This window comes from Sphingopyxis sp. P1IMeth2 (assembly GCF_900185685.1).
GTDB classification, from domain to species: Bacteria; Pseudomonadota; Alphaproteobacteria; order Sphingomonadales; family Sphingomonadaceae; genus Sphingopyxis; species Sphingopyxis terrae_A.
In genome coordinates this window covers 741,794-766,164 of the sequence record NZ_FYAT01000001.1, presented here as the reverse complement: position 1 = coordinate 766,164, position 24,371 = coordinate 741,794, and the positions used below count along the sequence as shown (strand labels likewise).

Here is a 24,371-nt window from a genome sequence, read left to right as displayed (position 1 = left end):
GCCATGCGAGCCCCAATCACTAAGCAGGGGCGGATGTCCGTTCCCGCTCCCGCCAACAGCAACAGCAAGGCCCCTCCCGCCGCGACGCCGATGATGGCGCAATATTGGTCGCTCAAGGAAAAGGCCGGCGATTGTCTGCTCTTCTACCGCATGGGCGATTTCTTCGAACTGTTTTTTGACGATGCCAAGGCAGCGGCCTCGACGCTCGACATCGCGCTGACCGCGCGCGGCGAACATGGCGGCGAGCCGGTGCCGATGTGCGGCGTCCCCGTCCATTCGGCCGAATCCTATCTCGCCCGCCTGATCCGCGCCGGCCATCGCGTCGCGATCGCCGAACAGGTCGAAACCCCCGCCGAGGCCAAGGCGCGTGGCGGATCGAAGGCGCTTGTCGCGCGCGACATCGTGCGCTTCGTCACGGCGGGCACGCTGACCGAAGAGGCGCTGCTCGAAGGGCGCAGCGCGAACCGGCTTGCAGCGCTTGCCGAGGTCGGCAGCGAAGGGCTGATCGCCATCGCCGCCGCCGACATCTCGACCGGGCGGTTCGAGGTCGTCGCGGTGCGGCGCGAAGCGGTCGATGCCGAACTGGCGCGGCTGGCCCCGTCCGAACTGCTGATCAGCGAAGCGGCGGACGAACAGCCGCCCTCGGCGGCGCGCCAGATCGTTCGCCGCCCCGCCGCCGAGTTCGCGAGTGGCGCAGGGCAGAAACGGCTCGAGACGTTGTTCGGGGTGCAGACGCTCGACGGCTTCGGCAATTTTTCGCGCGGTGAAATCGCCGCCATGGGCGCGATCGCCGCCTATCTCGACCATGTCGGCACCGGCGGGGCGGTCTTTCTGCAGCCGCCCGTGCGGCACGCCGCGGGCGACCGGATGGCGATCGACGCGGCGACGCGCGAGAGTCTGGAGCTGGTCCGTACCATGGCGGGCGGGCGCGACGGCAGCCTGCTTGGCACGATCGACCGTACCGTGACCGCGGCGGGCGCGCGGCTGCTTGCCGACGACCTTGCAAGCCCGCTCACCGACAAGGGCGCGATTCTCGACCGGCTCGATCTCGTCGATGCGCTGGCGCGCGATGCCTTGTGGCGCGGCGATCTGCGCGCCGCCTTGCGCGCGCTGCCCGATGCAGGACGCGCGCTCGGCCGCCTCGTCGCTGGGCGCGGCGGGCCGCGCGATCTGGCGCAGCTTCGCGACGCGCTCGGCGGTGCACGCCTCCTGCGCGAACGGCTTGCGCTGCGCGCCGATCTGCCGCCGCTGCTCGCGCGTCTGCTGCCGGGGCTCGACGGTCATGGCGCGCTGGTCGATGAACTGACGCGCGCGCTGATCGAAACCCCGCCGGTTGATGCCGCGCAGGGCGGCTATATCGCCGAAGGCTATGACGCCGCGCTCGATTCGCTGCGCGAAACCGCGCGAGACGGGCGCAAGGCGATTGCGGCGCTCGAGGCGGGCTATCGCGAACGTACGGGCATCGCGGCGCTCAAGATCCGTCACAATGGCGTGCTCGGATATCATGTCGAAGTGCCTGCGCGGCACGCCGATGCGCTGATGGCGCCTGAATCGGGTTTCACCCATCGGCAAACGCTGGCGGGCGTCGTTCGCTTCAACTCGTCGGATCTGCACGAAGCGGCGGCGCGCGTGACCCAGGCGGGAGTGCATGCGGCGGCAGCCGAAGCCGCGCATCTCGAAGCGCTGACCGAAGCCGCGACCCAGCGCCGCGAAGCGATCGCCGCGAGCTGCGACGTGCTCGCGCGAATCGACGTCGCCGCGGCGCTCGCTGATCATGCCATGAGCCACGATTGGTGCCGGCCGGACATCGCTGACGAACCGTGCCTCGACGTGACGGGCGGGCGACATCCTGTGGTCGAGGCGGCGCTGGCGAAGAGCGGCGAGCATTTCGTCCCCAATGATGTATCGCTGTCCGAAGCCGACCGGCTATGGCTTGTCACCGGCCCCAATATGGGCGGTAAATCGACCTTCCTGCGCCAGAACGCTTTGATTGTCGTGCTCGCGCAGGCGGGCGCCTTCGTGCCGGCAGGCGCCGCAACCCTCGGGCTGGTCGATCGGCTGTTCAGCCGCGTGGGGGCGAGCGACAATCTGGCGCGGGGGCGATCGACCTTCATGGTCGAGATGGTCGAGACCGCCGCGATCCTCGCGCAGGCGACCCCGCAAAGCTTCGTGATCCTCGACGAGGTCGGGCGCGGCACCTCGACCTATGACGGGCTCGCACTCGCCTGGTCGGTGGTCGAGGCGGTGCACGAGGTCAATCGGTGCCGCTGTCTGTTCGCAACCCATTATCACGAGCTGACGCGGCTTGCCGAAACGCTGAACGCGCTTTCCCTCCACCATGTTCGCGCGCGCGAATGGCAGGGCGACCTCGTCCTGCTGCACGAGGTGGCCGAGGGGCCTGCCGACCGGAGCTACGGTCTGGCGGTCGCGCGGCTTGCCGGAGTCCCCGCCGGCGTTGTGAGGCGCGCCGAGGCGGTGCTCGCCAAGCTCGAAGCGGGACGTGAGGCAACCGGCGGATTGGCGGCAGGGCTCGACGATCTGCCGCTGTTCGCAGCGTCTCTCGCCGAAGCGCCCGCAGCGGCAAAGGACGCGCTGCGCGAGGCGCTCGCCGGGATCGACCCCGACGCGCTCGCGCCGCGCGCCGCGCTCGAAGCGCTCTATCGGCTCAAGCAGATCGTGGCGGAGGAAGGATGAGCGACATTTTCAGCGACCTTCCCCACCGCCGCGCGATCATCGACCGGCGCCTGCTCGCCGACCGGCTCGATGCCATCGCCGCCGAGACCGCCGATGCCGGCAAGCGCCGCGGCGCGATGGTCGCGTTGCTGAAGGAGGCCTTGGAAGAGGGCCGCGCAGAGATCGCCCGGCGCCTGCTCGACCACCCGTCTTCGGGACGCGTCGCGGCGCAGGCGACGGCCTTTCTGATCGACCAGATCGTTCGCCTTTCCTATGATTTCACCGTCGATTATCTCTATCCCGCAAGCAATCGGTCGGCGGGCGAACGGATTACGGTGATCGCGGTCGGCGGCTATGGCCGCGCCGAAATGGCACCGTTCAGCGACGTCGACATCGGCTTTCTTACCCCGTTCAAGCAGACGAGCTGGACCGAGCAGGTCATCGAGGCACAACTCTACACGCTGTGGGATCTGGGCCTGAAGGTGGGGCATTCGTCGCGTTCGCTCGATGAGATGGTGCGCACCGCGAAGGACGATCTGACGATCCGCACCGCGCTGCTCGAGGCGCGCTTCATCTGGGGCGAGCGGGCGCTTTACGATCAGGCGGCGGCGCGCTTCGATGCCGAGGTGATGGCGGGCAATGCCCGCGCCTTCGTCGCCGAAAAACTCGCCGAGCGCGACGAGCGGCACAAGCGCATGGGCGATTCGCGCTATGTCGTCGAGCCCAATGTGAAGGAAGGGAAGGGCGGGCTGCGCGACCTGCACACCCTGTTCTGGATCGGCAAGTTCATCCACCGCGTTCGCACCGTGCCCGAGCTCGTCGACGCGGGGCTGCTCAGTGCGCGCGAACTGCGGCAGTTCTCGCGCGCCGAAAATTTCCTGCTCGCGGTACGCTGCCACCTTCATATCCTCGCCGGACGCGCCGAGGACCGGCTGACCTTCGATTTCCAGCGCGAGATCGCCGCGCGGATGCAGTTTGCCGACCGGCCGGGCAAAAGCCCGGTCGAACGCTTCATGCAGCTCTATTTTCTCCACGCGAAGAGCGTTGGCGATTTGACGGGCACCTTTCTCGCGCATCTCGACGAGCAACTCGCGGCGCGCGGGCGGCGCTTTCTGCCGACGCTGCGGCGGCGGCCAGGCCGGCTCAACGGCTTCGTCCTCGATCGCGGCCGGCTTGCGCTGCCGTCGGACGACTATTTCCGCGAAGATCCGGTCCGCCTGCTCGAGATATTTCAGCTCGCCGACAAATATGGGCTCGAGATCCACCCGCAGGCGATGCGCCAGGCCCGCCACGATGCGAAAATGATCGACGGCAAGGTGCGGCGGATCGCGCGCGCCAATGCGCTGTTCCTCGACGTGTTGACCAGCCCGCGCGACCCCGAAACGGTGCTGCGCTGGATGAACGAGGCCGGGGTCTTCGGCCGCTTCGTTCCCGACTTCGGCCGCGTCGTCGCGCAGATGCAGTTCGACATGTATCACCATTATACGGTCGACGAGCATACGATCCGCGCGATCGGCCTGTTGTCCGACATCGAACAGAATCGGTTGAAGGACGATCATCCGCTGTCGACCGCGATCATGGACCAGATCCACTCGCGGCGCGTTATCTATGTCGCGGTACTGCTCCACGATATCGCGAAGGGACGCGGCGGCGACCATAGCGTGCTGGGCGCCGAACTGGCGCTGCGCGTCTGTCCGCGGCTCGGGCTGAACGAGGCTGAAACCGAGACCGTGTCATGGCTTGTCCGCCACCACCTGCTCATGTCGGCGACCGCCTTCAAGCGCGACCTTGCCGACTTCAAGACGATCCTCGACTTTGCGCAGCTCGTACAGAGCCCCGAGCGGCTTCGCCTTCTGCTCGTCCTCACGGTTGTCGATATTCGCGCGGTGGGCCCGGGGGTCTGGAACAGCTGGAAGCGGCAATTGCTCACCGAATTATACGATGCCGCCGAGGAAGTGCTGCGGCTTGGCCACAAGCAGCGCGGCCGCGAGGTACGGATCGCCACCAAGAAGGAGGAGGCGCAGGCGCTGCTCCAGATGGGCGACAAGGATTTCGGGAAGCTCGCCAAGCGCCTGCCCGAAAGCTACTGGATTGCCGAGCCGGTCGAGGTGATCGCGGCCAATTTGATCCATATCCAGAAGTCGTCGGGAGCGCCGCTCCATATCGCGGCAGTGCCCGACGACGATCGCGGCGCGACGCTGGTGATGGTGCTCGCTGCCGACCATCCGGGTCTGTTCTATCGCATCGCGGGCGGTATCCACCTTGCGGGCGGCAACATCATCGATGCGCGCATCCACACGACGCGCGACGGGCTGGCGCTCGACAATTTCCTGGTCCAGGATCCGCTCGGCCGCCCCTTTGCCGAGGCCGAACAGATCGTCCGGCTGACCCGCGCGATCGAGGACGCGCTCGCCAACCGGCATAAATTGCTGCCCAAGCTCGAGGCGCGGGCGCTGCCGCGGACCCGCGCCGAAGCCTTTCGTATCGCGCCCAATGTCTTCATCGACAACAAGGCTTCCAACCGGTTTACGGTGATCGAGGTCAATGCGCAGGACCGCCCGGCGCTATTGAACCAGCTCGCCTATGCGCTCTTCCAGTCGAAGGTCACGGTGCACAGCGCGCATGTCGCGACCTATGGCGAGCGTGCCGTCGACACCTTTTACGTCACCGATCTCATTGGCGACAAGATCGACAGCGCAGCGCGCGTGAAGTCGCTCGAAAAGCGCCTGCTCGAAGCCGCGGCGAGCCGCAGCGAGGAGGCGGTGGCGGCCTGACCTCAGGCGCGTTTCACCGGATTGCGTGCGTGCGCAGCAACCGCTGGCGGCAGGTCGAGCCACGCATGGCGATCGTCGCACCAGACGGCCTGTTCGGGCATCGGAAAATCCGGGTCGGCAAAGGCGCCGACTGCGACGCCGGAGAGGTGCGGCATCCGGTCGGGTTCCCACCACAGGTTCGATCCGCAATCGGCGCAGAAATGAAAGGTCACGTCATGACCGCTCGCCGAAGGCCGGCGGAAGCGCTGCGCCGAACCGGCGGCGACGGTCACCGCTTCGCGCGGGAAAAAGGCGGCGACGCTGAACAGCGAACCGGTTCGCCGCTGGCAATCGCGGCAATGGCACATCGAAATCTTGATCGGATCGCCGCTGCATCGAAGCTGCAGCAAGCCGCAGTGGCAGGTGGCGACCCGCCCGGTCATCCTGCGGCCGGAGGCGCCGTCATCGCGGCGGCGGCGGCGAGCAGCCCCGCGGTGAAGCGCTGGCTGATGGCGGCGGTCGGGATTGCGTTGAAGGCGTGGATGGCGCCGGCATAGCTGTGCAGCTCGACCGGCACCCCCGCCGCAGCGAGACGCTGGGCGTAGTCGAGATTTTCGTCGAAGAAGAGGTCGAGGCTGCCGGTCGCGATATAGGCAGGCGGCAGGCCGGAAAGATCGTCGGCGAGGCTCGGTGAAAACCAGCCGCGCCGCTCGTCGTCGGCCGCGTAGGCGCCGCGCAGCGCGCTCCATCCGAAACGATTGCTTGCGCGCGTCCAGATGAATTCGCCCGTGACCGGATTGCGATAGGGGCAGGCGTCGCCTCCCGTCCGGTGATCGAGCATCGGATAGGTCAGCAATTGCCCGGCAAGCGCTGGCCCGCCGAGGTCGCGCGCCATGATCGCCAGAGCCGCGGCGAGGCCGCCGCCCGCGCTTTCGCCTGCAACGACGATGCGCTGCGCATCGAAGCCAAGGGCATCGGCCTGTGCGGCGAGCCAGACGAGCGCCGAATGGCAATCCTCCTGCGGCGCCGGGAAGGGATTTTCGGGCGCGAGCCGATATTCGACCGAGAGCACCGGCACGCCCGCGGCCGCGGCAAGCGCCGCCGGTCCGGCCTGCATCTGCCGCACCGATCCCATCACCATGCCGCCGCCGTGGATATGCAGGATCGCACCCGCGCCGGCGCGCGCCTGTGCCGGGCGGAAGAGGAAGGCCAGCATGTCCGGCCCGCCATGGATCGACGGGATAAGCAGCTCTTCGGGCGCGATGACCGGCGGCGGCAGGATCGCATAGGTTTCGGCCGCCTTGGCGCGAATCTCTGCGATCGGCGCGGCGTCGAGGTCGACGCGTCCGAACAGGTCGATGAGAGGCTGAAGCTCGCGATCGACCAGGTGGCGCGTATCCATGATCCTTTTTCCCTTCTGCCGTCGCCGGCCTATCCGCGCAGCACCGCGCCCAGCTTTGCCGCGGCAGCGACCACCTTGTCGGCGATCGTCTTCAGCTCGGCGTCGGTGAAGCTCTTGTCCTGCGGTTGCAACGCGACCTCGACCGCCAGGCTGACCTGTCCGTCGGGGACGCCCTGGCCGGCGAAACGGTCGAACAGCCGCGCATCGATGATGCTCGCCTTGTCGGCGCCCTTGACCGCGCGGACGAGATCGCCCGCGGCCAGCGTTTCGGGCGCGAGGAAGGCGAAATCGCGGCGCACCGATTGCAGCGCGGGCGGCGTGAAGGCCGCACGCGCCGGGCCGTTCGCACGCTTCGCCGGAATCGCATCTAGGAAAATCTGCACCGCCATCACCGGCCCGTCGACATCGAAATGCTTGGCGAGGGCGGGGTGCAGCGCACCGAATTCGGCGAGCACCGCCTTCGGCCCCAGTCGTAGCGTTGCCGACTGCCCGGGATGCCAGATCGCACCATCGGCGACCGGCTCCATCACCTGCAGACGGTCGGCAGGGGCACCCGCCGCATCGAGCAGGGCGAGCGCAGCCGCCTTGGCGTCGAAAGCGTCGAACGGCGCGGCCTTGCCCGCCTGCCAGCCGCGCGGATGCTTGTCGCCGGCCATCAGCAGCGCGAGCGTCGGATGCTCGGCATCGGCCAGATAGCGCCGCCCGATCTCGAACAGACGGATGCTGTCGGCGCCGCGGTTCTGATTGCGCGCCGTGGCGGCAAGCAGCCCGGGCAGCAACGACGGCCGCATGACCTTCAGATCCTCGCTGATCGGATTGGCGAGCGTCCAGGTGCCGCCGCCGAAGGGCGCCGCTTCGCGTTCGGAGACGAAGGACCAGGTCACCGCCTCGTGGAATCCCGCCGCCGCTGCGCCCCGGCGCAGGCGCCGTTCGATCAGCTGCTCGGGGGTTGCGGTCGGCCGGGCGACGCCGTCGGCGCGGGGCAGGGCGACCGATGCGATGGCGTCGAAACCCGCGATCCGCGTCACTTCCTCGACCACGTCGGGCGCGGCATCCATGTCGCGGCGCCAGCTCGGCACCGCAATCTGCCAAGGCGTGCCTTCGGTGACGCCGAAGCCCAGAGCCTCAAGGATCGCGCGCTGCCGCGCCGGGTCGATCGCGATCCCGCCGAGCGTCGCCGACAGCGCGGGATCATAGGCGATCGTCTTCGCCTCGATCGGCGGCTCGCCCGCGCGCGTTACCCTCGAGGCCGTGCCACCACAGATATCGAGGATATATCCGGTGATGATCGCGGTCGCATCGTCGAGGAATGCGGGATCGACGCCGCGTTCGAACCGGCTGCGCGCATCGCTGGTGAGGCCGAGCGCCTGCCCGGTCAGCGCGATCCGCTCGGGCGTGAAATAAGCGACCTCGAGCAACACGTCGGTCGTCGTTTCGCTGCACCCGCTATGCTCGCCGCCCATGATACCGGCGATGTCGTGGACGCCGCTGTCGTCGCCGATCACGGTCATGCTGTCGGTCAGCACATAGTCCTTGCCGTTGAGCGCTGTCACCGTTTCGCCATCGCGCGCGCGGCGCGCAACGAGCGCGCCGTTCAGCGTTGCGCGATCGTAAACATGGCTCGGCCGGCCGAGGTCGAGCATCACGTAGTTGGTGATGTCGACCAGCGCCGAAATCGAACGCTGCCCCACCGCTTCGAGCCGCCGCCGCATCCATTCAGGAGCGGCGCCATTGGCGACGCCGCTGATCGTGCGACCGAAAAAGGCCGGGCAGCCTTCGGTGTCGTCGGTACGGATCGCGGTGGCCGGGGCGTCTTCGCCCGCGATGACGGGGACGTCGAGCGGCTTCAGCGTGCCGAGCCCGGCGGCGGCGAGGTCGCGCGCGATGCCGCGCACGCCCATGCAATCCTGCCGGTTGGGGGTGACCGAAATGTCGATCACCGGATCGGCTGCGCCCGAATAATCGGCGAAGGCGGTGCCGACCGGCGCGTCTGCGGGCAATTCGATAATGCCGTCATGATCGTCGCCGAGTTCGAGTTCGCGCGTCGAACACATCATGCCGTTCGACGTGACGCCGCGGATCGCCGAGATCTTGAGCTCCATGCCGTTTGCCGGCACCACCGCGCCGGGCAGCCCGAGCACACCGACCAGTCCCGCGCGGGCGTTGGGTGCACCGCACACGACCTGGAGCGGGGCGCCGTCGCCGGGATCGACCGTCAGCACCTGCAGCTTGTCGGCCTGGGGGTGCCGTTCGGCGGTCAGCACCTTGGCGACGCGAAAGCCCGTGAGCTTCTCGGCGGGATTCTCGACGCCCTCGACTTCGAGCCCGATGCGGTTGAGCGCCGCGACGACATCGTCGACGGTCGCATCGGTTTCGAGATGCGCCTTCAGCCATTCGAGGGTGATCTTCATGCCGAAATCCCCCCGCTCAGAGTCGGTACATTCAGCGCGCCGAACCCGTAGTGCGATAGCCAGCGCAGGTCGCCGTCGAAGAAGGCGCGCAGATCGTCCATGCCATATTTGAGCATTGCGAGCCGGTCGATACCGATGCCGAAGGCGAAACCCTGCCACGCGTCGGGATCGAGGCCGCAATTGGCAAGGACACGGCGGTTGACCATGCCGCTGCCGAGCAATTCCATCCACGCATGGCCGTCGTCATCGCCGTGCCCGCCGACGATCCGCCGCCCCTTTTCCTGGCGGTAACCGACATCGACCTCGGCCGAGGGTTCGGTGAAGGGAAAATAGGAGGGGCGCAGCCGCAGGACGATGTCGTCGCGTTCGAAAAAGGCCTTCAGGAAGGTTTCGAGCGTCCATTTGAGATGGCCCATATGGATATTGCGATCGATCACCAGCCCTTCGACCTGATGGAACATCGGCGTGTGCGTGGCGTCGCTGTCGCTGCGATAGACGCGGCCGGGCGCGATGATGCGGATCGGCGGCTCCTGGCTCATCATCGTGCGGACCTGCACCGGCGAGGTGTGGGTGCGCAGCAGCATCGCGCGGCCTTCGGCATCCTTGTCGGGGAAATAGAAGGTGTCATGCATCGCGCGCGCGGGGTGCGTTTCGGGGATGTTGAGTGCGGTGAAATTGCGCCAGTCGTCCTCGATCTCGGGCCCCGTCGCGACCGCAAAGCCCATGTCGGCGAATATTTCGGCGATTTCGTCCATGACCTGGCTAACCGGATGGACGCTGCCTTTGGGGGCGGCGTCGGCAGGCAGCGTCATGTCGAGACGCTCGGCGGCGAGCTTCGCCTCGAGCGCCGCGCCTTCGAGCGCGACCTTGCGCGCGGCGAGCGCGTTGGTGACGGCTTCGCGCAGCGCGTGGATCTGCGGCCCCTGCGTCTGGCGTTCGTCGGGGGTCATGCCGCCCAGCGTCTTGAGCAGGGCCGACACGCTGCCCGCCTTGCCAAGCGCCGCGACGCGCAGCGCCTCAACCGCGTCAAGGTCGGCGGCGGCGTCGATCTCGGCCACCAGCTTGGCCTGCATGGCCTGATAATCGCTCATCGTCTTTTTCGTCCTGCGGCGGCCGCGCACCGGTTCGCGCGCGACCGTCTTTAGCCTGTTTCTGTCCGGCCTGCGGCGGCGCAAAGCCTGCCATTGCCCCGTCGCCGCTTGCACCGAAGGACGCGCGCGGGTCAACCCCGAAGCGCGGGGGCAGGCGGTTCAGCCTGCGGGCTTGTGCAGTCCCTGAACCGCCGCACCTGCGGCGGCGGCGCGCGCCATCGCGGCGGCGCCGAGGATGGGTTTGGGCCGCGCCGCATAGTCGCGCGGGCCGATGCCCATGAAAGCCTTGAAGTCGCGGGTGAACTGCGCCTGATCGTAATAGTGATAATCGAGCGTATCGATCCACGCCATCGAGGGGTCGAGCATGAAGCGGGCAAGGCTGCGCAGGAAGCGCTGGCGGCGCAGCAGCAGCTTCGGCGAAAAGCCGAAGGCGCGCTGGCTGAGCCGCTCGACCGAGCGTTCGGACATTCCCAGCTTGTTCGCCAGATCGGCCACACTGCCAAGATCGTCATCCATAAGCGCGGCATAGGCGGCGGCGATCGCGGGATCGTCGCGCGGCGCGCTCGCAAGCATGGCGGCAAAGCGCGCGTCGATCAGCGCCGCGCCAACTTCAAGATCCTCAATAGCGGCAAGTTCGTCGAGCAGGGGGGCGAGCGCCGCGAAGGCGGGGTGCGCCGCGCCGTCGCAAAAGCGATCGGCCATCGAATCGGCCGGAATGTCGAAGAATTTCGCCCAACCTGTAGGCAAAATGCCAATCCCCCAGGCCCGCATCGCGCCGCACGAAAAGAAGGTCGCGCGGCTTGTCGGACCTGTCGCTATGAAGGGCGCGGTGGCGCTCGGCGCATCGCTGCCGACCGACGCGAGCAGTACACTTCCGGCGATAAAACGCAGATTGGCCCATTCGGGGTGCAGATAATCGTCGATGCGTACGCTCGCCGGGGCTTCGACCTCGATGTGGTAGATGATGCTGCAATAGGGGCGCAGGGCCTCTGACACGGGAAAAAAGCGCGTGGCGACGCGCACATCTTGCGGCAGCTTCTGGTTCGCCCTGGTCCCCGGCATGGCGCCACCCTGCAAAGCGAGGCGAAAAAAAACAACAGGCTAGGCGGTCCGCCTGTCGGATTTTTACAATTTTTCCCGGTGATGCGGCGCCATATCTCGCTGCACAGGGATACTTCCACCGGCCGTCAGCTTATCTGCGACCCACGGCTATTCGGTACGGAGGGAGGGGGGCGATGCATCCATTCGGGTCATCGTCGAGACGGCGCGGAGCTTGCGGGCTCCGCGCCGTCTCTCTTTGGAAATCCTGTTCCCCCCGCCGTTAGCCGCGCACGAAAAAGGGCGGCCCCTTGCGGGACCGCCCCTTTGTCTCGTCGGTGCCGGCGGCCTCAGGCGGCCTTGGGCAGCGCCGCCTTCGCCTGCGCGATGATGGCGGTGAAGACACCGCCTTCGTTCATCGCGAGATCGGCCATGACCTTGCGGTCGAGTTCGATACCGGCAAGCTTAACGCCGTGCATGAACTGCGAATAGGTCAGGCCTTCGGCGCGAACCGCAGCGTTGATGCGCTGGATCCACAGGGCGCGGAAGTTCCGCTTCTTCACCTTGCGGTCGCGATAGGCGTACTGGCCGGCCTTCTCGACCGCCTGCTTGGCGACGCGGATGGTGTTCTTGCGACGGCCGTAATAGCCCTTCGCCTGCGCCAGAATGCGGTTGTGCTTGGCGCGCGTGGTGGTGCCGCGTTTGATACGGGACATGGTTCAGGCGCTCCTTACTTCAGGCCGTAGGGCGCCCAGAGGCGCACATGGCCCGCATCGGCATCGCTGAGCACGCTGGTGCCGCGATTGGTGCGGATATATTTGCTATTGTGCGAAATCAGGCGGTGGCGCTTGCCGGCAACGCCGTGCTTCACCTTGCCCGAGGCGGTGAATTTGAAGCGCTTCTTCACACCGCTCTTGGTCTTCAGCTTGGGCATTTTCGTCTCCTTGGTTAGCGACGATATCGACCGGCCCTGGCAGCCCTTTCAGCCAGGCAGGTCAGCTCACTATCGTGCGAAGGCGCGCGCCTAGACGGATTCGCGCGGAAATGCAAGCGCGGCACGCAAAACCGTCATTGCGAGCGCTAGAAGCTCGCGCCGTCGACTTTCTGGATTGTCAGCGAATCGAGATCGGCATCCGGAACGCAGCGCAGGTTGACCGCTGCCATCTTCGACCCGTCCGGGCCCGTTCCGACCGAAAACCCTTGGCAGCCGCATGACACGCAGAATTGATGATCGATATTGTGCTTGTTGAATTTATAGGACGTCAGCCTGTCTCCGCCGCTCGTCAGGCGGAACTGGTCTATCGGCACGAAAGCGAGCAGAAAGCCCTTGCGGCGGCAGTGCGAACAGTTGCAGCTCATCGCCGTGGTGGGAATGTCGCCATCAATCGTGTAGGTCACCGCGCCGCAATGGCAGCTTCCATCGAATGCCATGTCGCTCTCCTTCGCAAGCCCGGCTCTAATGGTGGCAGGCCAGTCCCTCGATAACATCTTCGAGCCGCGCGGGATCCCCCAAGGCAATCACATGCCCGCTGCTGTCGGCGTGGAGCGGGTCACCGTTCCAGTCGCACATCGTCCCGCCGGCGCCTTCGACGATGGGAACGAGCGCTGCATAATCGTGAAGTTTCAGCCCCGCCTCGACCACCAGATCGATATGCCCGCTGGCGAGAAGGCCGTAATTGTAGCAGTCGCCGCCGAACACCATCCGCTTGTGCGCGGTCTGCGCCGCGAGCGCCATGAAATGTTCGCCGTCATGGTCGCTGAAATATTGCGGCCCCGTCGTTGCGAGCACCGCCTCTGCAAGGTTGCGGCAGGTTCGCGTCGTGGCCGGGCGGCCGTTGAACAGCGAAGGCTCGCCCATCGCGCCGGTCCAGCGTTCGCCCGCAATCGGCTGGTCGATGATACCGAGTACAGGCCAGCCGTCCTGCAACAGGGCAATCAGCGTGCCGAAGATCGGCCGGCCGGCCATGAAGCTGACCGTCCCGTCGATCGGGTCGAGCACCCACTGGCGCGCGGCGTCCGCCCGTTCGGCGCCATATTCCTCGCCGATGATCCCGTCGCGCGGAGCTTCGGCGTCCAGCAGTTTGCGCATTGCAGCTTCGGCGGCGCGATCGGCCTCGGTAACGGGCGACGCGTCAGCCTTGGCTTCGTGCGACCAGTCCGAACGGAAAAGCGGACGAATCGCGGCGCCCGCCGCATCGGCGAGGCGATGAGCAAGGGCAATGTCGGTTTCGAGCGACACGCGATCAGTCGAAGAGGCTGCTGACCGAGCTTTCGTCGGCGATGCGTTTGATCGCTTCGCCGAGCAGCGGCGCGACGGTCAGCGCGCGCACCTTGCTGCTGTCATTCACGGCGTCGGTCGGCTGGATCGAATCGGTGATGACGAGTTCAGTCAGCTCGCTCGCATCGACGCGCGCGACCGCCCCGCCAGACAGCACCCCATGGGTGCAATAAGCGACGACGCCTTCTGCCCCTGCGGCCTTCAGCGCGGCGGCGGCGTTGCACAGCGTGCCCGCCGAATCGACGATATCGTCGATCAGGACGCAGAAGCGCCCTTCGACGTCGCCGATGATGTTCATCACTTCGGATTCGCCGGCGCGTTCGCGGCGCTTGTCGACGATCGCCAGCGGCGCGTTGTCGAGCCGCTTTGCCAGCGCGCGGGCGCGCACGACGCCGCCGACGTCGGGCGACACGACCATAAGATTCTTGTCGCCGAAGCGCGCCTGGATGTCGGCGCTCATCACCGGCGCGGCGTAGAGATTGTCGGTCGGGATGTCGAAGAAGCCCTGGATCTGTCCGGCGTGCAGGTCGATTGCCAACACGCGGTCGGCCCCTGCCGTGGTGACGAGATTGGCGACCAGCTTGGCCGAAATCGGCGTGCGCGGGCCGGGTTTGCGGTCTTGGCGGGCATAACCGAAATAGGGGATCACCGCGGTGATGCGTTTCGCCGAGGCGCGGCGTAGCGCGTCGGTGATGATCAGCAATTCCATCAGATTGTCGTTCGCCGGGAAGTTGGTCGGCTGAACCACGAAAACGTCCTGACCGCGGACATTTTCGTGGATCTCGACGAAAACCTCCTCGTCGGCGAAGCGGCGCACGCTGGTATCGGTCAGCGGCAGTTCCAGATAGTCCGCGATGGCGCGGGCGAGGGGAAGATTGCTGTTGCCGGAAATCAGTTTCATGCGCGGGGCCCCTTGTCGCCGATTGGGGATGGATGCGCGCCCCTTAGCCAGCGGGCGCGCGAAGGGAAAGGGGCAATCCCGTCTAAATCCACCCCGCGGCGCGCAGCTCGGGCATCATGTCGCGCGCAACGGGCGCTTCATGGCCGCTTGTCAGCGTGACCATCGCGGTGCGACCATCGCGGCGGACGGCGGCGACGGCGGCGCGTGCGACCCACCAGCTGCGATGGATGCGCAGACCGTCGGCATCGTCCAGCCGCGCGATCGCATCGCGCATCCGCATGAGGATAAGTTCTTCCGATCGCGTACCGATTACCCGGACATAATGATCCTCGCCCTTCAGCGCGAGTATGGCGCCGAAACCGGGCGGCAGCGGTAGCGCTGCATCGGGCTGCGGTGCGACGGGGGTCGGCGGTGGCGCTGCGGGCGGCGCTGCGGCCGGGGCTGTGATCGGCGTTTCGGGAGCGGGCGGCGGGTCATCGTCGGCGCGCGGACGGAAGCTCAGCCCCATTACGCCCACGACCACCGCCGAGACGATGCTGATATAGAGATACATCGTCCAGAAGCCGGGCCAGCGCAGCGCCTCGCCGAAGCTCATCTGCATCGCCATCATCGTGACGACGAGCGTCACCGGAACGCTGGCGACGATCAGCGCGATCAGCCGCCCGCCAAGCGGCGGAAGACCGGTCGCGTCGCACAGCCAGCCCGCAACAACCCCGGTTGGACGATAGAAGACGTAGCCCGCGAGCAGCCACATCACCCAGTTGAGCATCCGGATGGCTGGCGGATTGTTGAAGGTGCCGAACGGCCCGAGTAGCCCGATCAACAGGCCGAGCGCGATCATCGCCAGCAGTTCGATCGTCAGCCGTTTCGCCATAGGGCCCTGCTTGTGCGTGCCATTTCACGAAGCGTCAACGGGCAAAGGGGCGCATTTGCGAACTATTCCGCCGCCTTGGCGAAGGCGCGCTTGTCCGTGAACGGCGCGGGGCCAGGAAGAGGGCAACCGCCGGCGAGAGCGCCGGAACAGATCGGTCTTCGAAAGGAAAAGCCGCCATGACCAGCATCGCCGTCCCCGCCGCCACGGCGCGTCGTCCCGTCAAATTGTCGCACCGCATCGGGCTGACCGCGCTCCTCGTTCTCGGCGGCATCGCTGCGGCGCTGCTGGCGCGCTCGTTCATGGGGCCGTCGACCTATCGTACGCCGATGTGGGCGATCTGGCTCCATCTTGCGACTGTCGTCCCCGCGGTGCCGCTTGGCGCCTGGCTGCTCTGGCGCCGCCGCAAGGGCGATCTGGCGCACAAGATCGGCGGGCGCGCCTGGGCAGCGATGATGGTCGTGACGGCGATCGACAGTTTCTGGATCCGGACCGTTACCGGGACGATCAGTCCTATCCACATCTTTTCGCTGATCGTGCTCGTCCAGCTGCCGCGGGCGATCCGGTTCGCCCAGATCGGCGACATCGAGCGTCACCTCAAGCTGTTGCGCGGCATCTATATCGGTCTGATCGCGGCGGGCTTCTTTGCGATGGCGCCGGGCCGGACGCTGTGGACGCTGGCTTTCGGTTGAATTTGGAGCGCGGTGGCCTATTGGCGGGAGCATGACCGATGCCCCCGCCGCCACGCTGTCCATCGTCCTGTCGCAGATGACGCAGAGCGTCGGCGACCTTGCTGCCAATGTCGCTGCGATGCGCGCCGTCCGCGCTCGGCACAGCGGCGCCGACCTGATCCTCTATCCCGAACTGCAATTGATCGGTTATCCGCCCGAGGATCTGGTGCTCAAGCCCGCGCTCGCCGATCGCGCCGCGCGCCTGCTGACCGAGCTGGCGGCGGACACTGCCGATGGCGGTCCGGCGATGCTGGTGGGTTCGGTCGAGCGCGACGGCGACGGCCGCCTCTACAATATCGTCGCGCTGCTCGACGGCGGCCGGATCGTCGCGACGCGGCGCAAGCACGAATTGCCCAATTATGGCACCTTCGATGAAAAGCGCGTCTTCGCACCCGGCCCGCTGCCCGATGTCGTCGAATGGCGCGGGGTTCGGCTGGGACTGCCGATCTGCGAGGACGGCTGGTTTCCCACGGTCTGCGCGCATCTGGCAGCGCAGGGCGCGGATCTGCTGATCTCGGTCAACGGCAGCCCTTATGAAATCGACAAGGACGACCGCCGGCTGACACAAGTGTTCGCAGCGCGTGTCGCCGAAACGAAACTGCCGCTCATTTTCCTCAATCGCATCGGAGGACAGGACGAGCTGGTGTTCGACGGCTGCTCCTTCGTGCTGAACGGCGACGGGCGCGCGGCGCATCGCCTCACCGACTGGGAAGCCGAAGAGCGCGTGACCCGTTGGACGAAAGAAGCTGATGGTTGGATCTGCGGGCCCGGCGTGATCGCCGAATGGGACGCGCATCCAGCCGACATATATGATGCGATGGTGCTGTCGCTGCGCGACTATGTCGAGCGTAATCGCTTTCCCGGCGTCGTGCTGGGCCTGTCTGGTGGCATAGATTCGGCGATCTGCGCCGCGATCGCCGCCGACGCGCTCGGCCCCGACAAGGTGTGGTGCGTGATGCTGCCGAGCCGCTTTACCAGCCAGGACAGCCTCGACGATGCGGCGGGCTGCGCTGGCATGATCGGGTGCCGGCTCGACACGATTTCGATCGTCCCGGCGGTCGAGGCCTTCGATACGATGCTGTCGGACAGCTTTGCCGACGCGGCGGTCGATACGACCGAGGAGAATGTCCAGTCGCGCATCCGCGGCGTCACGCTGATGGCGCTCAGCAACAAGTTTGGCCCGATGCTGATGACGACGGGGAACAAGAGCGAGATGAGCGTCGGCTATGCGACCATCTATGGCGACATGGCGGGCGGCTATAATCCGCTGAAGGATGCCTACAAGACCACGGTGTTCGCGGTGTCGCGCTGGCGCAACGCGAATGTCCCGCGCCTTTCGCGCAATCCGGTGACGCCAGTGATGCCCGACCGCATCATCACCAAGCCGCCCAGCGCCGAGCTCCGCCCCGACCAGAAGGACGAGGACAGCCTGCCGCCCTATGAGGATCTCGATCGCATGCTCCACATGCTGGTCGAAGAGGAAGCGAGCGTCGACGATGTGGTCGCGCGCTACGGCTTCGACCGCGACGTGGTGGCGCGCATCGAACGGCTGCTGGCGATCGCCGAATATAAGCGGCGCCAGGCGCCGCCGGGGGTCAAGCTGTCGACGCGCAACTTCGGCCGCGACCGCCGCTATCCGATCACGCACGGCTTTCGCACCGCCTGACTCGCATCGCGCGCGAAACCGGTTATAGGCGCGCCATGACCGTCATCACCCGCTTCGCTCCCTCGCCGACCGGCAGCCTGCACGTCGGCAATGTCCGCACCGCGCTCCACAACTGGATGTGGGCGCGCAAGCATGGCGGGCGCTTCCTGCTCCGCATCGACGATACCGATCTCGAACGCTCGAAGGAGGAATATGTCGAGGGCATCCGCGCCGATCTCGCATGGCTGGGTCTCGATATCGACGGCGAGGAGCGCCAGTCGGCGCGCTTCGCGCTCTATGAGGCCGAGTTTGAAAAGCTGAAGGCGGCGGGCCGCGTCTATGCCTGTTACGAGACGCCCGAGGAACTGGAAATCCGGCGCAAGATTCTGCTCTCGCGCGGGCTGCCGCCGGTCTATGAGCGTAAGCCCGCCGACGCGCCGGTGCCCGAAGGCGTGGCGCCGCACTGGCGCTTCCGCCTCGACGAGGGCGCGCCGATCGAATGGACGGACCTGATTCGCGGACCGCAGCATTTCGACCCCAGGACCATGTCCGACCCGGTCGTGCGCCGCGCCGACGGCAGCTGGCTCTATCTCTTGCCGAGCGTGATCGACGATGTTGCCATGGGCATCACGCATGTCGTGCGCGGCGAGGATCATGTGTCGAACACCGCGGCGCAGATCCAGATGTTTCAGGCGCTCGGCGCGACGCCGCCCGCATTCGCGCACGAGGCGCTGCTCGTCGGCACCGAAGGCAAGTTGTCGAAGCGCCTCGGCTCGCTCGGCATGACAGCGCTGCGCGAGAATGGTATCGAACCGATCGCGCTCGTCGCGCTGCTGGCGCGCCTCGGGACGAGCGACCCGGTCGAGCCGGTGACGAGCGCGGCACCGCTGATCGAAGCGATCGACTTCGCGCGCTTCGGCCGCGCGCCGGCGCGCTTCGACGAGGCCGAGCTGGCGCTGCTCAACCAGAAGATTCTGCACCACACTGATTATCATGCGGTTGCGCCGCGCCTGCCGCTCGCGATCGACGCCGCGCGCTGGAACGCGATTCGTCCCAATCTGATGACCGTGGCCGAGGCTGCGGAATGGGCTCCGGTGTTCGACGGGCCGTTCGCGCCGCCCGTCCCCGACGCCGCCGATCGCCCGGTACTTGCCGCCGCTGCGGCCGCGGCGGCAGCGCTCGATTGGGATGCCGACCCCTGGCACGCGCTCACTGCCGCAGTGAAGGCTGCGACCGGGGCGAAGGGGCGGGCGCTCTTTCTGCCGCTGCGCCGCGCGCTGACGGGTCGCGACCATGGGCCCGACATGGCCCAACTGCTGCCGCTAATCGCCAAGGATCAGGCGATAGCGCGTCTCTCCATTACCTGAACGCGCGCTGCCGACGCATTCCTATCTGGCAGCTTGACAATTGCCGTAACGTTATATTATCACATAAACTGATCCGGCAGACAGCTCGGGCAGAAACGGGCGGCGCCGGTCACAGGCAAGGAGAGAGGCCATGACCCTGATTCCCCTGATCTCGGCGATCGTATCGGCGCCCGAGGCGACCACCGCAGTTGCCGGCACTGCGCCGCCGCGCCGCAATAGCTACGATCCCGGCGCCAGCCATCGGCCCGTGGCGCTCGCTTTTGCCGTAGGGCTGCCGGTGGCGCTCGTCGTTGCGGTCGCATTGTCGCCGATCATCATCGAAAGGGCGCCTGTGCTCGCGCCGCTTACCGGCACGCTGATTGAAATCGAAAAGCCCAAACCGCCCGAGACGAAGCCCGAGGTCAAGCCGAGCCCAAGGAGCAACACGCCGACCGAGGCGGTGCGGCCGCTGGTCGATACATTCCCCCCGGCCGACCGAGGGGTCGAGGTGAAGCCGGTGATACCCGACCCGCTTCCTTATGATCCCGGCCCGACGACGGTCCGGCCAGCTGATCCGCCCAAGCCGCCGCCGCTCGTCCTGGCCGAACTCGACCAGCGTTTTGCCGGCAGCTTTCAGCCTGATTATCCTGCAAGCGAACAGCGGCGCGAGATCGAAGGCAGCGCGAAGGTGCGCGTGCTGATCGGCACCGACGGCCGGGTGAAGGCGGTCGAACTGATCAGTAGCGACAGCCCGGGCTTTTTCACCGAAACGAAACGCCGCGCGCTCGCCAAATGGCGCTTCAAGCCGGCGACCCGCGGCGGGGTGGCTGAGGAAAGCTGGAAGGTGATGGTCGTGCATTTCCAGATCCGCAACGGCTGACCCCCATCGCGAGACCCCTCCCGGGGGCGGGCGCACCCCATCGACCCGCCCCTTTTTGACCACAGATTGCTTGACATTGACCGCGAATCCGGCCAATGGCGCCCGGATAAATGAGGGCGGCGCCCGCGCGCGGCCCTCTTTGTTTTTCATAGCAACCGTCGGGGCCCCCAGTCCCGCCACATGTGCCGGACGATCCGGCGGATGTGCCAATAGTTCGAGGATCAGGGCCATGGCCAAGCCGACGACCGTCAAGATCAAGCTGGTGAGCACCGCCGACACGGGCTTTTTCTATGTCACCAAGAAGAACCCGCGCACGATGACCGAGAAGATGTCGGTGCGCAAATATGACCCGCGTGCGCGCAAGCACGTCGAGTTCAAGGAAGCCAAGATCAAGTAAGCGCGCTACCCGCGTCCCGATGACGCGGGTCCGCAAAGACTTGTCCCGGCATCGTCGGGATTGCGAAGGGCGGCGCTGAGCCGCCCTTTTTGCGTGCGCGAGCAGCGCGCCGTAAAGCGCCCGCACCGCAGGACGGCGCGGCCAGGGAAATCAGGCGGCCATCAATATGCCGCTGTAGGACCGGTCGTCGAACGTCAGTCCGGCGCCCATGGCAACGCAGATCAGCGCATCTTCGGCGACCAGCACCGGCAGGCCGGTCGCCGCCGAGATCGCCTGATCCATCCGGCGCAACAGCGCGCCGCCGCCAGTCAGCATGATCCCCGCATCGATGATATCGGCCGACAATTCGGGCGGGGTCCGTTCCAGCGCCGCCTTTACCGCGCTGACGATCTGGCCCACCGGTTCGGCCAGTGCTTCGGCGATTTCGGCTTCGGAGACGCTGATTTCGGACGGGCGGCCGCTGACGAGATCGCGCCCTTTGACGGCCATGACGACGCCTTCGCCCTGCGGCGGCACGGCGGAGCCGATCGCGAGCTTGATGCGCTCGGCCGTCATCTCGCCAATCATCATATTATGCTTGCGGCGGATATACGACGCGATCATGTCGTCCATCTTGTCGCCGCCGACGCGCACCGAACTGCTGTGCGCGACACCGCCGAGCGACAGCACGGCCACTTCGGTGGTGCCGCCGCCGATATCGACAACCATTGTTCCCTGCGGTTCGGTGACGGGCAAGCCGGCGCCGATCGCCGCGGCGAGCGGTTCCTCGATCAACTGAACGCTGCTCGCGCCGGCGTTGGAGGCCGCGTCGCGGATCGCGCGCCGCTCGACATGCGTCGATCCCGACGGCACGCACACCACGACATGGCCGCGTCGCCGCAGGCGACTTGTGCCGTCGAGGGCCTTGTCGATGAAATGCTTGATCATCTGTTCGGCCAGATCGATGTCGGCGATCACGCCGTCGCGCAGCGGTCGCAGCGCATCGAGATTGGCGGGCGTCTTGCCCATCATCAGCTTGGCATCGGCGCCGACCGCCTTGACGCGGCGCACGCCGTCGCGCGTTTCGATCGCGATCACCGATGGTTCGTTGAGCACGATACCGCGGCCGCGGACATAGATGACGGTGTTGACCGTGCCGAGATCGATCGCGACATCTTGTGCGTGCGATGCGAAGCGTTGGAAAATCTTCATAAGCGGGGCGAAACCTCGATCCTTCCAGAATCCGATACAAGCGCCCCGCCCCCCGGCCTTCGCTCGCTCAATCCATAGTTCGCCGCTTGGAAAACTGCGCCCGCCAGGTCAATGCCCGTGCGAGCCAAAGCGTGGGTTTCGCGCGCCTGATCGATAAGCTGGGCCGGAACTGTGCCGGTTTCTAGCGCCGGAACGGGTCGTCGCGCAGCGAACGGCCCGCGGTTTCGGGCATGTAATGAAGCGCGACGAGTCCGACGAGACACGCCGCCATCATGTAATAGGCAGGCATCAGCGGGTCGCCGGTCGCGGAGATCAGCGCGCTGCCGACCATCGGTGCGGTGCCGCCGAAGATCGACGTCGAGATATTATAGGCGATCGCAAAGCCGGCAAAACGCACCGCGGTGGGAAAGAGCGCGGGAAAGGTTGCCGAGATTGTCGCGAGCTGCGGCACATAGAGCAGGCCGAGCAGCAGGAAGCCGGCGACCGCCCCCGCGAAGCCCGTGCCGATCAGCATATAGAGCGGGATGACCGCGACGAGCAACGCGAGGAGTGAAAAGCGCCACATCGGCCGCCGTCCGACCCGGTCCGACAGCGCGCCCGCAAAGGGCAGAAAGACCATCATGAACAGCATCCCGATGATCGGAACGAGCAGCGCCTGATCGGGCGCCAAGCCGATCCGCCGCTCGAGATAGGTCGGCATATAGCTGAGCAGTGTATAATTGACGACGTTCAGCGCGACGACGAGCCCGCCGACGACGAGCAGCGGCCGCCAGTGATCCCTGCCCAGCGCGGCGAGTCCGGGCGAGGGCCGGTCTTCGGCCGACTGCTGCGCCTCCAGAAAGATGGGCGTATCCTCCATCTTCGAGCGGACATACATGCCGATCAACCCGATCGGACCGGCGACAAGGAAGGGGATGCGCCACCCCCATTCGTGCATCGCCGCATCGCCAAGGTGCAGCGAATAGCCGAGCATCAGCGCGGCGCCGAAAGAAAAGCCCGCGAGTGTTCCGAATTCGAGGAAGCTGCCATAGAAGCCGCGCCGGGCGTCGGGGGCATATTCGGCCATGAAAGTCGCCGCGCCGCCATATTCGCCGCCGGTCGAAAAACCTTGGATCATCCGCAGCAGGACGAGGATCGCGGGCGCCCAGAAGCCGATACTGTCATAGGATGGGATCAGGCCGACGGCGAAGGTCGCGCCCGCCATCATCAGGATCGTCATCGCGAGCACGGACTTGCGGCCGATGCGGTCGCCGAGCGGCCCCCAGAACAGTCCGCCGAGGGGGCGGACAAGGAAGGAAATGGCGAAGGTGGCGAGCGCGAAGAGCACCGCCTCGCTCGCCTCGCCGGGGAAAAGCGCGGCCGAGATGTAGGTGACGCCATAGGCGTAAATGCCATAGTCGAACCATTCGACCGCATTGCCGAGCGCCGACGCCCCGATCGCGCGACGCAGCGTCGATTGGGTGGGGAGCGGCGCGGGCTGTCCGGCGGCGGGGAGCGGGGACGAACGGTCCATGGGTCAGTTAATCCTTTGCGGTGGCGGCTTCGGGGCCGGAGGGGTCGAGCAGCGCCGCGACCGGGGTCGTGCGGGGCAGCATCTGGAAATCCTGCTGCGCCGGACCGGGCACCGGCGCGGTGGCGGCGAGCCGCCACAGGCTGAAACCCAGCATCGCCGCGGCGCAGGCCGCGATGAACAGGAACAGACCGCCCGGTCCCACCCAGTTCATCGCTGCGGCAGCGCCAAGCGGGCCCAGCGCGGCTCCGGCCGAATAGAGAAGCACAAGCTGGCCGCTGGCGCTAACCCGCTCGGCGGGGAGCAGGCGATCGTTGGCGTGCGCGACGCACAGCGGGTAGAGCGCGAAGCTGAGCCCGCCGAAGGCCGCGCCGAACAGCAGCAGCAGCCCCCCACCGGGCGCGGCGGCGAGCGCCACGCTCACCGCCAGTGCAAGCGCGAAGCAGGTAATGATGACGCGGCGGCGATCATAACGGTCGGAGAGGCGTCCCAGCGGCCATTGCAGCGCCACGCCGCCGAGAATCACCGTCATCATGAAGGTGGCGATCGCGCCGAGACCCAGGCCGATCCCGCGCGCATAGATCGCAGCCATGCCGTAGAAGGCGCCAAGGATCAGCCCGGTGATCGCCGCGCCCGCCAGCCCCAGCGGCGAGGCGGCAAACAGCCGCGCCAGGGGAAGATTGTCGGCTTCTCCCAAGGTCGGTGCGGTGCTGCGCGTGAGGCAAACCGGCAGGATGGCGAGCGAAATGAGGATTGAGGCAATCTGGAAGGGCACGGCCGGCGTTGCCGCGCCGGTGCTCAGAAAAAGCTGTCCGAGGGCCTGTCCCGAATAGAGGGCGACCATATAGGCGGCGAGGATGCCGCCGCGCGTCTCGGGTTCGGCGCGGTCGTTGAGCCAGCTTTCGACGCAGATGAACATGCCTGCGACGCACACGCCGTCGACCAGCCGCAGCAAGGCCCACAGCAGCGGGTGCTGGACCAGCGCATAAGTGAGCGTGCTCGCCGAGAGCAGCGCGACGAAGGCGGCAAAGGCGCGGATATGTCCGACGCGGCGGACGATCGCGCCGGCGCGCAAGGCGCCGAGCGTCAATCCGCCGAAATAGGCGGTCGCGACCAGCCCGATCAGGATCGTGTCGCTGCCCGCCCGCTCGAGCCGCAGGCCGATCAGCGTCGACAGGAAGCCGCTGCCCGCCATCATCACAAAGATGGCGAGCAGCAGGCTGCGAACGGGAGCGAGGGACGCGAGCATCGGG

At 66.8% G+C, this 24,371-nt stretch carries 21 protein-coding genes; 7 read left to right on the top strand and 14 right to left on the bottom strand.

Annotation, left to right across the window (positions count from 1 at the left end; genetic code table 11):
• Positions 1 to 33 precede the first annotated feature (33 nt).
• Complete coding sequence (mutS, locus tag P1IM2_RS03565) at positions 34 to 2,694, top strand: DNA mismatch repair protein MutS (protein ID WP_062901377.1); 2,661 nt, start codon at positions 34 to 36, stop codon at positions 2,692 to 2,694.
• Complete coding sequence (locus P1IM2_RS03560) at positions 2,691 to 5,447, top strand: [protein-PII] uridylyltransferase (protein ID WP_062901376.1); 2,757 nt, start codon at positions 2,691 to 2,693, stop codon at positions 5,445 to 5,447. Before mutS ends, P1IM2_RS03560 begins: the two co-directional genes overlap by 4 nt.
• A gap of 2 nt (positions 5,448 to 5,449) precedes the next feature.
• Here P1IM2_RS03560 and P1IM2_RS03555 read toward each other — a convergent pair whose 3' ends face one another.
• From P1IM2_RS03555 to P1IM2_RS03505, 11 genes are all read right to left on the bottom strand, one after another.
• The gene (locus P1IM2_RS03555; RefSeq protein ID WP_186401454.1) at positions 5,450 to 5,869 is read right to left on the bottom strand and encodes a GFA family protein; all 420 of its coding nucleotides are present in this window, start codon (positions 5,867 to 5,869) and stop codon (positions 5,450 to 5,452) included.
• Positions 5,866 to 6,828 carry an alpha/beta hydrolase gene (locus P1IM2_RS03550; RefSeq protein ID WP_186401453.1) on the bottom strand — a complete coding sequence of 321 codons (963 nt, stop codon included), beginning with the start codon at positions 6,826 to 6,828 and terminating at the stop codon, positions 5,866 to 5,868. Before P1IM2_RS03550 ends, P1IM2_RS03555 begins: the two co-directional genes overlap by 4 nt.
• A 29-nt stretch (positions 6,829 to 6,857) precedes the next feature.
• On the bottom strand, positions 6,858 to 9,239 hold the full coding sequence (gene pheT, locus P1IM2_RS03545; protein ID WP_186401452.1) for a phenylalanine--tRNA ligase subunit beta: 2,382 nt from the start codon (positions 9,237 to 9,239) through the stop codon (positions 6,858 to 6,860).
• Complete coding sequence (gene pheS, locus P1IM2_RS03540) at positions 9,236 to 10,330, bottom strand: phenylalanine--tRNA ligase subunit alpha (RefSeq protein WP_062901372.1); 1,095 nt, start codon at positions 10,328 to 10,330, stop codon at positions 9,236 to 9,238. Before pheS ends, pheT begins: the two co-directional genes overlap by 4 nt.
• A 159-nt stretch (positions 10,331 to 10,489) precedes the next feature.
• Positions 10,490 to 11,392: a helix-turn-helix domain-containing protein gene (locus P1IM2_RS03535; RefSeq protein WP_186401451.1), complete on the bottom strand. Its 903-nt coding sequence runs from the start codon at positions 11,390 to 11,392 to the stop codon at positions 10,490 to 10,492.
• Positions 11,393 to 11,718: 326 nt separating this feature from the next.
• The gene (gene rplT / locus P1IM2_RS03530; RefSeq protein ID WP_062901371.1) at positions 11,719 to 12,084 is read right to left on the bottom strand and encodes a 50S ribosomal protein L20; all 366 of its coding nucleotides are present in this window, start codon (positions 12,082 to 12,084) and stop codon (positions 11,719 to 11,721) included.
• Positions 12,085 to 12,098: 14 nt separating this feature from the next.
• Entirely contained in the window at positions 12,099 to 12,302 is a 204-nt protein-coding gene (rpmI, locus tag P1IM2_RS03525) for a 50S ribosomal protein L35 (RefSeq protein ID WP_003042306.1), read from the bottom strand.
• A gap of 146 nt (positions 12,303 to 12,448) precedes the next feature.
• Entirely contained in the window at positions 12,449 to 12,799 is a 351-nt protein-coding gene (locus tag P1IM2_RS03520; RefSeq protein WP_186401450.1) for a GFA family protein, read from the bottom strand.
• Between the two features lie 25 nt (positions 12,800 to 12,824).
• Entirely contained in the window at positions 12,825 to 13,607 is a 783-nt protein-coding gene (gene hisN / locus P1IM2_RS03515) for a histidinol-phosphatase (RefSeq protein ID WP_186401449.1), read from the bottom strand.
• A gap of 4 nt (positions 13,608 to 13,611) precedes the next feature.
• Positions 13,612 to 14,547 carry a ribose-phosphate pyrophosphokinase gene (locus tag P1IM2_RS03510; RefSeq protein WP_003042312.1) on the bottom strand — a complete coding sequence of 312 codons (936 nt, stop codon included), beginning with the start codon at positions 14,545 to 14,547 and terminating at the stop codon, positions 13,612 to 13,614.
• A gap of 82 nt (positions 14,548 to 14,629) precedes the next feature.
• Positions 14,630 to 15,421 carry a LytTR family DNA-binding domain-containing protein gene (locus tag P1IM2_RS03505; RefSeq protein ID WP_186401448.1) on the bottom strand — a complete coding sequence of 264 codons (792 nt, stop codon included), beginning with the start codon at positions 15,419 to 15,421 and terminating at the stop codon, positions 14,630 to 14,632.
• A 176-nt stretch (positions 15,422 to 15,597) separates the two neighbouring features.
• On the opposite strand from P1IM2_RS03505, the gene P1IM2_RS03500 reads away from it, so the two are divergent.
• The 5 genes from P1IM2_RS03500 (at position 15,598) to rpmG (ending at position 20,417) form a co-directional block, all read left to right on the top strand.
• Positions 15,598 to 16,110: a DUF2306 domain-containing protein gene (locus tag P1IM2_RS03500; RefSeq protein WP_186401447.1), complete on the top strand. Its 513-nt coding sequence runs from the start codon at positions 15,598 to 15,600 to the stop codon at positions 16,108 to 16,110.
• Between the two features lie 31 nt (positions 16,111 to 16,141).
• Complete coding sequence (locus tag P1IM2_RS03495) at positions 16,142 to 17,815, top strand: NAD+ synthase (RefSeq protein WP_186401446.1); 1,674 nt, start codon at positions 16,142 to 16,144, stop codon at positions 17,813 to 17,815.
• Positions 17,816 to 17,850: 35 nt separating this feature from the next.
• Positions 17,851 to 19,161 (top strand): glutamate--tRNA ligase, encoded by a 1,311-nt coding sequence (gltX, locus tag P1IM2_RS03490; RefSeq protein ID WP_186401445.1) that lies wholly within the window; start codon positions 17,851 to 17,853, stop codon positions 19,159 to 19,161.
• A 130-nt stretch (positions 19,162 to 19,291) separates the two neighbouring features.
• Entirely contained in the window at positions 19,292 to 20,020 is a 729-nt protein-coding gene (locus tag P1IM2_RS03485; RefSeq protein ID WP_186401444.1) for an energy transducer TonB, read from the top strand.
• Positions 20,021 to 20,249: 229 nt separating this feature from the next.
• Positions 20,250 to 20,417, top strand: a complete 168-nt coding sequence (gene rpmG / locus P1IM2_RS03480; RefSeq protein ID WP_003042331.1) for a 50S ribosomal protein L33 — start codon at positions 20,250 to 20,252, stop codon at positions 20,415 to 20,417.
• Between the two features lie 150 nt (positions 20,418 to 20,567).
• On the opposite strand, the gene P1IM2_RS03475 is transcribed toward rpmG, so the two are convergent.
• From P1IM2_RS03475 to P1IM2_RS03465, 3 genes are all read right to left on the bottom strand, one after another.
• On the bottom strand, positions 20,568 to 21,608 hold the full coding sequence (locus P1IM2_RS03475; RefSeq protein WP_062901363.1) for a rod shape-determining protein: 1,041 nt from the start codon (positions 21,606 to 21,608) through the stop codon (positions 20,568 to 20,570).
• A gap of 181 nt (positions 21,609 to 21,789) precedes the next feature.
• Entirely contained in the window at positions 21,790 to 23,121 is a 1,332-nt protein-coding gene (locus P1IM2_RS03470) for an MFS transporter (RefSeq protein ID WP_062901362.1), read from the bottom strand.
• A gap of 7 nt (positions 23,122 to 23,128) precedes the next feature.
• Positions 23,129 to 24,367 carry an MFS transporter gene (locus P1IM2_RS03465; RefSeq protein WP_186401443.1) on the bottom strand — a complete coding sequence of 413 codons (1,239 nt, stop codon included), beginning with the start codon at positions 24,365 to 24,367 and terminating at the stop codon, positions 23,129 to 23,131.
• Positions 24,368 to 24,371: the final 4 nt, after the last annotated feature.